This window comes from Georgenia thermotolerans, from assembly GCF_009193185.1.
GTDB classification, from domain to species: domain Bacteria; phylum Actinomycetota; class Actinomycetes; order Actinomycetales; family Actinomycetaceae; genus Georgenia; species Georgenia thermotolerans.
In genome coordinates, this window is record NZ_VUKF01000025.1 from 57,635 (window position 1) to 67,392 (window position 9,758).

Annotated in this window: 11 protein-coding genes; 6 read left to right on the forward strand and 5 right to left on the reverse strand. The window is 74.4% G+C overall.

Annotated elements, in window-relative coordinates:
- Positions 1-79 precede the first annotated feature (79 nt).
- Positions 80-802 carry a peptide-methionine (S)-S-oxide reductase MsrA gene (gene msrA / locus GD970_RS12865; RefSeq protein WP_226925327.1) on the forward strand — a complete coding sequence of 241 codons (723 nt, stop codon included), beginning with the start codon at positions 80-82 and terminating at the stop codon, positions 800-802.
- Positions 803-905: 103 nt separating this feature from the next.
- Here the strand turns inward: msrA and GD970_RS12870 are convergent, their stop codons facing one another.
- Both GD970_RS12870 and GD970_RS12875 read right to left on the reverse strand, forming a co-directional pair.
- Positions 906-1,313: a hypothetical protein gene (locus GD970_RS12870; protein WP_152203301.1), complete on the reverse strand. Its 408-nt coding sequence runs from the start codon at positions 1,311-1,313 to the stop codon at positions 906-908.
- A gap of 50 nt (positions 1,314-1,363) precedes the next feature.
- Positions 1,364-2,596 carry a metal-dependent hydrolase family protein gene (locus GD970_RS12875; RefSeq protein ID WP_152203302.1) on the reverse strand — a complete coding sequence of 411 codons (1,233 nt, stop codon included), beginning with the start codon at positions 2,594-2,596 and terminating at the stop codon, positions 1,364-1,366.
- A gap of 168 nt (positions 2,597-2,764) precedes the next feature.
- On the opposite strand from GD970_RS12875, the gene GD970_RS12880 reads away from it, so the two are divergent.
- Entirely contained in the window at positions 2,765-3,166 is a 402-nt protein-coding gene (locus tag GD970_RS12880; protein WP_152203303.1) for an FKBP-type peptidyl-prolyl cis-trans isomerase, read from the forward strand.
- Between the two features lie 67 nt (positions 3,167-3,233).
- Here GD970_RS12880 and GD970_RS12885 read toward each other — a convergent pair whose 3' ends face one another.
- Positions 3,234-4,121 carry a Bax inhibitor-1/YccA family protein gene (locus GD970_RS12885; protein WP_152203304.1) on the reverse strand — a complete coding sequence of 296 codons (888 nt, stop codon included), beginning with the start codon at positions 4,119-4,121 and terminating at the stop codon, positions 3,234-3,236.
- Positions 4,122-4,597: 476 nt separating this feature from the next.
- Here GD970_RS12885 and GD970_RS12890 point away from each other — a divergent pair, with 476 nt between their 5' ends.
- The 4 genes from GD970_RS12890 to GD970_RS12905 are packed head-to-tail and all read left to right on the forward strand — an operon-like array spanning position 4,598 to position 8,505.
- The gene (locus GD970_RS12890) at positions 4,598-5,530 is read left to right on the forward strand and encodes an ABC transporter ATP-binding protein (RefSeq protein ID WP_152203305.1); all 933 of its coding nucleotides are present in this window, start codon (positions 4,598-4,600) and stop codon (positions 5,528-5,530) included.
- Positions 5,527-6,381, forward strand: a complete 855-nt coding sequence (locus tag GD970_RS12895; protein WP_152203306.1) for an ABC transporter permease subunit — start codon at positions 5,527-5,529, stop codon at positions 6,379-6,381. The genes GD970_RS12890 and GD970_RS12895 overlap by 4 nt, the downstream gene beginning before the upstream one ends.
- Positions 6,382-6,388: 7 nt before the next feature.
- Positions 6,389-7,792 (forward strand): histidine kinase, encoded by a 1,404-nt coding sequence (locus tag GD970_RS12900; RefSeq protein WP_152203307.1) that lies wholly within the window; start codon positions 6,389-6,391, stop codon positions 7,790-7,792.
- Positions 7,789-8,505, forward strand: a complete 717-nt coding sequence (locus GD970_RS12905) for a response regulator (protein WP_152203308.1) — start codon at positions 7,789-7,791, stop codon at positions 8,503-8,505. Before GD970_RS12900 ends, GD970_RS12905 begins: the two co-directional genes overlap by 4 nt.
- A 6-nt stretch (positions 8,506-8,511) precedes the next feature.
- On the opposite strand, the gene GD970_RS12910 is transcribed toward GD970_RS12905, so the two are convergent.
- Both GD970_RS12910 and GD970_RS12915 read right to left on the reverse strand, forming a co-directional pair.
- On the reverse strand, positions 8,512-9,144 hold the full coding sequence (locus tag GD970_RS12910; RefSeq protein ID WP_152203309.1) for a DJ-1/PfpI family protein: 633 nt from the start codon (positions 9,142-9,144) through the stop codon (positions 8,512-8,514).
- Between the two features lie 145 nt (positions 9,145-9,289).
- Positions 9,290-9,758 (reverse strand): helix-turn-helix transcriptional regulator (locus GD970_RS12915; RefSeq protein WP_193314933.1); only part of this gene is annotated, 469 nt, incomplete at its 5' end.

Consider the following 9,758-nt stretch of genomic DNA (forward strand, 5'->3'; position numbering starts at 1 on the left):
CCGGAGGTGGTCCTGGCGGGAAGATCGCGACGCCATGGCGCGTTGACCCGGACGCAACGGATCTTTCGGGAGGATGCGCATGTTCGGACTTGGCCGCAGGACCCAGATGGTGAGCGCGGCGGAGGCGCTGCCCGGCCGGCCGCGTCCGGCGTTCACGGTGCCCGAGACCCACGAGGTGCTCGGCACGCCGCTGGCCGGACCCTGGCCGGCGGGCACCGAGGTGATGTACGTGGCCATGGGCTGCTTCTGGGGCGCCGAGCGGATCTTCTGGCGCCAGCCCGGGGTGGTGTCCACCGCCGTGGGCTACCTCGGCGGCTACACGCCCCACCCCACCTACGAGGAGGTGTGCACCGGGCTGACCGGGCACACCGAGGCGGTGCAGGTGGCCTACGACCCGGCGCAGACCTCCCCCGAGCTGCTGCTCAAGGCCTTCTGGGAGAACCACGACCCCACCACGCCGAACCGGCAGGGCAACGACGTCGGCACCCAGTACCGCTCGGGCATCTACGTCACCACCCCGGCGCAGCAGGAGGCGGCCGAGGCGACCAGGGCCGCCTTCCAGCAGGTCCTCACCGACCACGGGTACGGCACCATCTCCACGGAGATCCGCCCCTTCGCCGACGTCGACGGCGAGCGGGGCGCCGGCCCGTTCTACTACGCCGAGGGCTACCACCAGCAGTACCTGCACAAGAACCCCAACGGGTACTGCAACCACGGCCCCAACGGCATGACCTGCCCGGTCGGGCTCGTGCGGCAGGACCAGCTACCGGCGCAGGTCGACGTCGCGCCGCCTGCCGACTGACGAACCGCCCGGAGCGCGTACAGGTGCGGGAGCCCCCGGCCGCGTGATGCGGCCGGGGGCTCTCGTCCGGGTGCGGCCGTCGCCGACGTCCATGACCACCGGTTCAGCCGGCGTCCTGCTCCCCCTCCAGGGCGCGGACCTCCTCCACCACGCTGGTGCCCCGCTCCGGCCGCGACTCCCACGCCCACGACTCCTCGAGACGCACGCGGCCGTCCGCGAGCACCACGATGCGGCTGTCACACACGCCGTTGGCGGTCGCCCGGTCGGCATCCAGGTGGGTGTAGCGGAAGTGCAGGTGGTCTCCCTGGCGTGTCCCGACGAGGAAGCCGCGCACGACCTCGCCGCCCGCGTACTCCGCCCAGACGACGTCGTCATCCTCCCGGTACCGGAACCGCGTGGCCCCGCCGACCTGTCCCGTCGAGGAGTTGCTCACCCCGGCGAACACCTTGCCGTCCAGGGAGACGGTTGCCGGGGACGCGGGGGCCGCAGGAGCGTGCGATGTGGTGGTCACCGTGGGGACCCTAGCCGGTGCCGGTCTCCCGCCCCGGCGGCACGGCCGGGTCAGGCGGCGTCGCCGTCGTCCCCGGGGCGGCGGAACACGGCGCCGTCGTGCATGACGAAGTCCACGCGGGCGGTCGCCGCGATGTCGTCCAGGGGGTTCCCCGGCATGGCGACGACGTCGGCGCGGGCGCCGGGGCGCAGGACGCCGATGTCGTCGCGGCCGAGCATCTCGGCCGCGACCGAGGTGGCCGCCCACAGCGCCCGGAGCTCGCTCAGCCCGGCGGCGACCATCGCCTGGAACTCCAGGATGCCGTGGCTGAACGGGAACATGCCGCAGTCGGTGCCGTAGACGACCCGGGCGCCGCTCGCCGCGACGAGCCGCTGGGACTGCAGGATCGCCTCGGAGTCGCGGCGGAACTTCCAGACGGCCTGCTCGGGCAGGGTCCCGGCGCGCAGGGCGGCGAGATCCTCGCGGGTCATCTGCATGGTGGGCACGACGTACACCCCGGCGCGGACAGCCATCTCCAGGCCCTCCTCGTCGATGAGGTAGGCGTGCTCGAGGCTGCGGGCGCCCGCGCGGACCGCCTGCTTGCACGCCTCGGCCGCACCGGTGTGCACGGCCACGGGCAGGCCCACCAGCCGGGCGGTCGCGCACAGCGCATCCATCTCGTCGTCCAGCCACGTCACCCGGGCGGGGTCGTCACCGGGGCTGAAGTAGCCGCCGGCGTTGGCGGTCTTGATCCAGTCCGCCCCGCCCGCGTGCTCGCGGCGAACCAGCCGCCGGATCTCCGCCGCGCCGTCGGCGACGGCGGAGACCGGCAGGTCCCAGCGCGAGCCGTAGAACCCGCCCACGTCGCCGTGGGCACCCGTGGCGCTGAGAACGTGCCCCGCCACCACCAGCCGGGGCCCTTCGACCACGCCGGCGGCGAGGGCGTCGCGCAGGTCGACGGTCGGAAACTCCGGGTCCATGGTGCCCAGGTCGCGCAGCGTCGTGAAGCCGTACCGCAGGTACTCCCGGGCGAGGCCCAGGCCCGACAGAACCTTCGTCGCGGTGGACGCCAGCGTCTGTTGCGCAAGGTTGGCCGCGTCCATGGTCAGGTGCACGTGGGTGTCGATGAACCCGGGGCTGACCGTGCGCTCGGACAGGTCGATCACTTCCGCCCCGTCCGGGCGGCCCACCGACGGGCCGATCTCGCTGATGACGCCGTCGCGGACCGCGATCTCCGTCCGGCCGCCGAGGTCGGCCGAGACGCCGTCGAACACCGCCCCGCACACCAGCACCGAAGCGCTCACGACCTCCACTGTCCTCCGCGGCGGCGACCGGCACATCTCGCACGGTCCGGCGGGCCGGCCGCCCGCTCGTACCCCGTGACGGACCGGCGGCCGGGCGCGCAGCCGCGCCCGGCACGCACGTAGGGTGAACGCAGCCCCGGCGCCGTCGGGCACGACAGAGAGGACGCCATGACCGAGCTCCCCACCGCCAGCGGCGGCTTCGGCCACAAGCCCGCGCTCACCTTCCCCGCCACCCCCGCCCCCGAGGGCCTGCAGGTGCAGGTGCTCGAGCAGGGCGACGGCGACACCGTCCAGGCGGGCGACACCATCGTCGTCAACTACCTCGGGCAGACCTGGGGCGGGCAGGTCTTCGACAACTCCTACGACCGCGGCAGCACGATCTCCTTCCCGATCGGCATGGGCGTGGTCATCGGCGGCTGGGACGACGGCCTCGTGGGCCAGCAGATCGGCTCGCGGGTGCTGCTCTCCATCCCGCCGGAGCACGGCTACGGCCCCAACGGGGTGCCGCAGGCCGGGATCGGCGGCGACGACACGCTCGTCTTCGTCGTCGACGTGGTCGGCGTGGAGTAGCCCTCCCCCACACGAAGCGGCGGCCCGCCCCCGAGGGGGCGGGCCGCCGTCGTTCCGGGGTTCCGGGTCAGTCGCTGCCGCGCAGGATGGCGAGCAGGCGCAGGAACTCGATGTACAGCCACACCAGCGTCACCGCCAGGCCGAAGGCGGCCGACCAGGCGAAGCGGCCGGGGATGCCCGCCTCGACGCCGCGCTTGATGGCGTCGAAGTCCATGATCAGGCAGATCGCGGCGAGGCCGACGGCGAAGACGCCGAGCAGGACGCCCAGCGGGATGCCGAAGATCTCGACGCCGGTGCGCAGGCCCCACGGGTCGGTGGAGGCACCGGTGATCATCAGGACGACGTTGACGAGGGAGAACAGCGCGTAGCCGACCAGGGCGATGAGCACGAACCGGGTGAGCTTGGGCGTGACGCGGACCTTGCCGGAGGTGAAGAGGAACAGCGCCGCGACGAAGGTCGCCACGGTGCCGAGCACCGCCTGCAGGACGATGCCGCCGTACGTCGCCTCGAACACGGCGGAGATCCCGCCCAGGAACAGGCCCTCGGCGGCGGCGTAGGCGAGGATCAGCGCCCGGCTCGGCTCCCGCTTGAAGGCGTTGACCAGACCCAGGACGAGCCCGACGATCGCGCCGCCGAAGGTCAGCAGCGGGTTGGCGCCGAGCACGAAGCCGTTGAGCAGGCCGAACGCGACGATGACGCCCAGGACGACGCCGGTCTTGACGATGACGTCGTCGTAGGTCATCCGGCCGGTCTCGGCCGGCGCGGCGGAGGGGGCGCGGTAGGCGCGCTCGAGGTCCTCGATCCCCGTCGGCTGGTACCCCTGCTGGGCGGCGGACGGCGCGGCGTAGGTCGTGCCGGCACCCGGGGTGTAGCCCGGGTAGGTCGGGTAGCCGTTCGGCGTGCGCTGGGCGCGCTCGCCGAAGTACGGACTCTTCTCGAAGACGGGGTTGCTCACAATGCTTCCTCCTGGTCGCGGCGCCTGGACCGCGGGGGCCCGGGCCGGGTGTCGCTGGCCACTGGTCATCCTACGGGCGCCCCGTCTCACGGACGAGGCACCTTCCACGGGTATAACGGGACAAACCCGGTCCGTGTTCCGCCGGGTCCGGGGCGGCTCAGTCCGCCCGGGTCCGGGGCGGATCAGTCCGCCCGGGTCCGGGGCGGCTCGGTCCGCCGGCTCCGGGGCGGTTCGATCCGCCGGCCCGCGCTCGCCGTCGTCGACGCCTGGCCGCCTTCTCATCCCTGGGGAGGATGTCCTCCCCACGACGGCGGAGCCCCGGCGCCGCCGACAATCACCCCTGCCGCTGATCCGCCGCCGTCCCGCCGGGCCCTAGCGTGGGGAACGCCGGCGGGCAGCCCCGCCGGCAGCGCCGACACCGTCGGTGCCCTCGGGCGGCCACGCCCGCCCCGGCCAGACGAGAGAGAGACCAGAGGATGATCGAGGCGCACGACCTCACCAAGCGCTACGGCCCGAAGACCGCCGTGGACGGCATCAGCTTCACCGTCGAGCCCGGCAGCGTCACCGGCTTCCTCGGCCCCAACGGGGCCGGCAAGTCCACCACCATGCGGATGATCATGGGCCTGGACCGGCCCACGTCCGGGCAGGTGACCGTCAACGGCAAGCCGTACACCCAGCACCGCTCCCCGCTCAGCCAAGTCGGGGCCCTCCTCGACGCCAAGGCCGCCCACCCGGGCCGCTCGGCCCGCTCCCACCTGCGGACCATGGCCGCCACGCACGGCATCTCCACCAAGCGGGTCGACGAGGTCATCGACATGACCGGCCTCACCGCGGTCGCCGGCAAGCGGGTCGGCGGGTTCTCCCTCGGCATGGGCCAGCGCCTGGGCATCGCCGCCGCACTCCTGGGCGACCCGAAGACCCTCATCCTCGACGAGCCGGTCAACGGCCTCGACCCCGAGGGCGTCAAGTGGGTCCGCAACCTCGTGCGCTACCTGGCCGGCGAGGGCCGCACCGTCTTCCTCTCCTCCCACCTCATGAGCGAGATGGCCCAGACCGCCGACCAGCTCCTGGTCATCGGCCGGGGCCGCATCATCGCGGCCGGCCCGGTGCAGGACATCATCGACGGCGTCAGCGCCACCACCGTGCGGGTGCGCTCCCCGCGCGCCACCGACCTCGCCGCCCTCGTCCAGGCCGCCGGCGCCGTCGTCAGCTCGACCGAGGCCGGCACGCTGGACCTGCGCGGCATCACCGCCGAGCGGGTCGGCGAGACCGCCGCGGCGCACGGCATCGTCCTGCACGAGCTCACCCCCCAGCGCGCCAGCCTGGAGGAGGCCTACATGACCCTGACCCAGGAGGCGGTCGAGTACCGCTCCGAGACCACCCCCGCCGTGATGGAGCAGACCCGATGAGCACTGCCACCGCCGCCCCCGCCACCCGCGGCCGCGCCGCCGCGCCGGCCCCGGTCCACGCCCGCCTCACCTTCCCCGGCGTCATGCGCGGGGAGTGGATCAAGCTCCTCTCGCTGCGCTCCACCTGGTGGACCCTCGGCATCACCGTCGCCCTCATGGCGCTGATCGGGCTGGCCGGAGCCGCCTCCCTCGGCATGATGGCGGAGGACCCCCAGGGCGCGGGGATGCTCGAGACGATGCACGGTGCCGAGCTCGCCACCAGCGGCTACCAGTTCGGCATGGTGACCGTGGCGGTCCTCGGCGCCCTGCTCATCACTGGGGAGTACTCCACCGGGATGATCCGCTCGACCCTCGCCGCCGTCCCGGCCCGGCTGCCGGTGCTCGCCGCCAAGGCGATCGCGCTGACCGTGCTGACCGTCGTCGTCAGCGTCGTCGGCCTGGCGCTGTCCTTCCTCGTCACCGCCCCGTTCCTCGCCGACTACGACCTCGTGCCGGCGCTCGACGACAGCCAGACCTGGCAGGTCTTCGGCGGCACGGTGTTCTTCCTCGTCGCCTCCTCCCTGTTCGCCCTGGGCGTGGGCACGCTCCTGCGCAGCACCGCCGGCGCCATCACCGGCTCGCTGGTGATCCTGTTCCTCCTCCCGGTGATCCTGCAGTTCATCCAGATCGACTGGGTCCAGGACATCGTCAGCTTCCTGCCGATGCCGGCGGCCAACGGGTTCCTCTCCGTCAGCGACACCTTCGGCAGCAACGACCTGCTCTCCCCGTGGCAGGCCGTCGCCGTGGTCGCCGCGTACCCGGTCGTCACGCTGGCCGCCGCCGCGGTGGTGCTGCGCCGCCGGGACGCCTGACCCGACCGTGGCCCTTCCCACCCGCCTCCGCCGTCGCGTCCAGCTGGACGACGACGGCGGGGGCGTCCCCGCGCCGCCCGGCACCCGGGCGGCCACCGCGCCCCTCCCGCCGCCGGTCGCCGAGGAGGACGCGGACGCCGACCCCGCCCTGCGCGCCGGCCCCGTCACCCGGTTCATGCGCCGCCACCCGTGGTGGGTCGACGGCACGCTGGCCGCGCTGTACGCGGCGTTCACCGTCACCGACTTCCTCGTCGAGCGCCACCTCGGCATCACCCGCCCGCTGAGCACGCTCGTCCTCGTCGCGGTCTTCACCGTGCTGCTGGTCCTGCGCCGGCGCGCCGGGGTGCTCGGCGCGCTGGCGGTCGCGGTGGCCGTGCCGCTGCACCGGCTGGTGGTGCTCGGGACCGCCCCGGACCGGCTCTCCGACGACCTCCTCGCCGGCACGATCACCGTCGACGTCGGCACCACCGCCGTCAGCTCCTACGACCTGACCACCCTGGCGCTGTTCCTCTACGCCGTCGCCGTGTACCGGACGCGCCGGACGACCTGGCTCACCCTCGCCGCCACCGGTGCCGCCGTGACCGCCAGCATCCTGGCCTTTGGCGACCCGCGCATCGTCACGGCCGAGATCTTCGGCTCGGCCGCGGTGCTGCTCGTGGCGGTGCTCATCGGCCTGCAGATCCGCGCCCGCCGCCAGCGGCTCTTCCAGCTCGAGGAGCGCGCCAGCCAGCTCGCCCTCGAGCGCGACCAGCGCGAGCAGATCGCGGTGTCGGCCGAGCGCGCGCGCATCGCCCGGGAGATGCACGACGTCGTGGCGCACTCCCTCGCGGTGATGATCACCCTGGCCGAGGGCGCGTCGGCGTCGCTGACCCGCCGCCCCGAGCAGGCGAAGCTCGCCCTGGACGAGCTCGCCGAGACCGGCCGCCGCGCCCTGGGCGACACCCGCCGCCTCGTCGGGGTGCTGCGCGAGGACGCCCCGGCCCCCGCCACGGCGCCCGGGGCGGAGGCGCTGGCGCCGCAGCCGGGCGCGCACGACGTGGCCGACCTCGTCGAGCGGTTCCGGGTCACCGGGCTGCCGGTGCGGCTGATGGAGTCCGGCCCGCCCCTGCCGCCCGACGCCGGCCTGCAGCTGGCGGTGTACCGCATCGTCCAGGAGGGCCTGACCAACGTGCTGCGCTACGCCCGGCTCTCCCCCCGCATCGACGTCACCATCGTCAGAACGCCCAGGGCGGTGGGCATCGTGGTGGACAATGACGCCGGCAGCACCGGCCACGCCGTCGTCGGCGGCCGCAAGGGCCTCATCGGGATGCGGGAACGGGCCGCCGTCTACGGCGGGACCGTGGAGGCCGGGCCGACGGCGACCGGGTGGTGCATGCGCGCGCAGCTGCGATTCGACGAGGAGACGAGATGACCGAGACCACCACGGTGGGCGCCGGGACCGGGCCGGGGACGGCGACGATCCGGGTGCTGCTCGCCGACGACCAGGCGCTGCTGCGCATGGGCTTTCGCATGGTGCTCGACGGCGAGGACGGCATCGAGGTGGTCGGCGAGGCGGCCGACGGGGCCAGCGCCGTCCAGATGGCCGCCGCCCTGCACCCCGACGTCGTGCTCATGGACGTGCGGATGCCCGGGATGAACGGGCTGGAGGCGACGGCGAAGATCGCCGCCGAGCACCCGGACAGCCGGGTGCTCATCCTCACCACCTTCGACGTCGACGAGTACGCCTTCGCCGGGCTGCGCGCCGGCGCGAGCGGCTTCCTCCTCAAGGACACCCGCCCGGCCGACCTCGTCGAGGCCATCCGCACGGTGGCCGCCGGGGACGCCGTCGTCTCCCCGCGGATCACCCGCCGCATGCTCGAGCTGTTCGGGCCCCACCTGCCCGGCGCCGGCGCCCCGGAGCCGGGCGGGCCGGACCCGCGGCTGGAGCGGCTCACCGCCCGCGAGCTCGAGGTGCTCACCCTCGTCGCGGAAGGGCTGTCCAACGCCGAGATCGCCGGGCGGCTGTTCGTCTCCGAGACCACCGTGAAGACCCACGTGGGCAACCTGCTGGGCAAGCTCGAGCTGCGCGACCGGGTCCAGGCGGTGGTGCTCGCCTACGAGACGGGGCTGGTGCGGCCGGCCTGAGGCGGCTCAGAACACCAGGTCCTTGAGGGTGAGCAGGCGGGCGACGGTCGCCGGGTCGACCTTGTCGGGGCTGCCGGCGTCGAACGGGGGCATCGGGTCGTACTCGATGCCGCACTGGATGGCCTCGGCCGCGCCGCGCCCGGCGAGGCGGTCGACGAGGGTGAGGGCCATGTCGATGCCGGCCGACACCCCGGCGGCGGTGACGTACTTGCCGTCGGTGACCACCCGCTCGGCCACCGGCACGGCGCCGTGGGCGGCGAGGTCCTCCCGGCGGACCCAGTGGCTGGTGGCGCGCCGGCCGCGGAGCAGCCCGGCGGCGGCCAGGATCAGCGAGCCGGTGCACACCGCCGTCGTGACCGTGCTGGTGGCGTCGGCCGCCCGCAGCCAGCGGTGCACCGGCCCGTCCGTCATGTGCCGCTGCTGGCCGATGCCGCCCGGGACCACGATCACGTCGGGCCGGGGCACCTCCTCGAGGGTGGCGTCGACGGTCAGGGCCAGGCTGCCGAGGTCGGTGCGCACCTCGCCGCGGCGCTCGCCGACGAAGGTCAGGCGCGCGCCGGGCAGGCGGCCCAGCACCTCGTAGGGCCCGACCGCGTCGAGGGCGGTGACCTGGTCGAACAGCAGGATGGCGATGTCCATGGGGGCTCTCTCCTCTCTCGTTGGGAGCCCCCACGCTAGGGACGGCGGCGCCGGGGTCGCGCCGGTGAAACCGCCGGGGTCTGGGCGGCGGCGGGCGGCGACGGCGGGCGGCGGGGAGCGCCGCCGTCGCCGGTGGCCGCCGCCGTCAGGTCAGCGCCAGCTGGGCGAGCTGGGTGCGGGAGGTCACCCCGGTCTTCGCGAAGACGTTGCGCAGGTGGAAGTCGATGGTGCGCGGGCTGAGGAACAGCTGCGCGGCCACTTCCCGGTTCGACAGGCCCTGGCGCACCAGCCCGACCACCTGCAGCTCCTGCGGGGTGAGCGCGGCGTCGGCGGGCTCGTCGCGGCGGCGGGCGGTCTCCCCGGAGGCCCGCAGCTCCTGCGCGGCCCGCTCGGCCCAGGGCCGGGCCTGGACCTCCTCGAACGTGGCCAGCGCCGCGCGCAGCTGCTCGCGGGCGTCGACCCGGCGCCGCGCGCGGCGCAGGTGCTCGCCGTAGGCCAGCTGGGTGCGGGCGCGCGCGACCAGGCGCGGGGAGCGCTCGTGGTGGGCCAGCGCGGCGCGGAAGTGCCGCTCGGCGTCGGCCCCCTCGGCGAGCAGCGCCCGCGCGTGCTCGGCG

Bases quoted from the DNA above. Each gene is read 5' to 3' on its own strand.
- msrA (WP_226925327.1), top strand. From the start codon at position 80: ATGTTCGGACTTGGCCGCAGGACCCAGATGGTGAGCGCGGCGGAGGCG.
- GD970_RS12880 (WP_152203303.1), top strand. From the start codon at position 2,765: ATGACCGAGCTCCCCACCGCCAGCGGCGGCTTCGGCCACAAGCCCGCG.
- GD970_RS12890 (WP_152203305.1), top strand. From the start codon at position 4,598: ATGATCGAGGCGCACGACCTCACCAAGCGCTACGGCCCGAAGACCGCC.
- GD970_RS12895 (WP_152203306.1), top strand. From the start codon at position 5,527: ATGAGCACTGCCACCGCCGCCCCCGCCACCCGCGGCCGCGCCGCCGCG.
- GD970_RS12905 (WP_152203308.1), top strand. From the start codon at position 7,789: ATGACCGAGACCACCACGGTGGGCGCCGGGACCGGGCCGGGGACGGCG.
- GD970_RS12910 (WP_152203309.1), bottom strand. From the start codon at position 9,144: ATGGACATCGCCATCCTGCTGTTCGACCAGGTCACCGCCCTCGACGCG.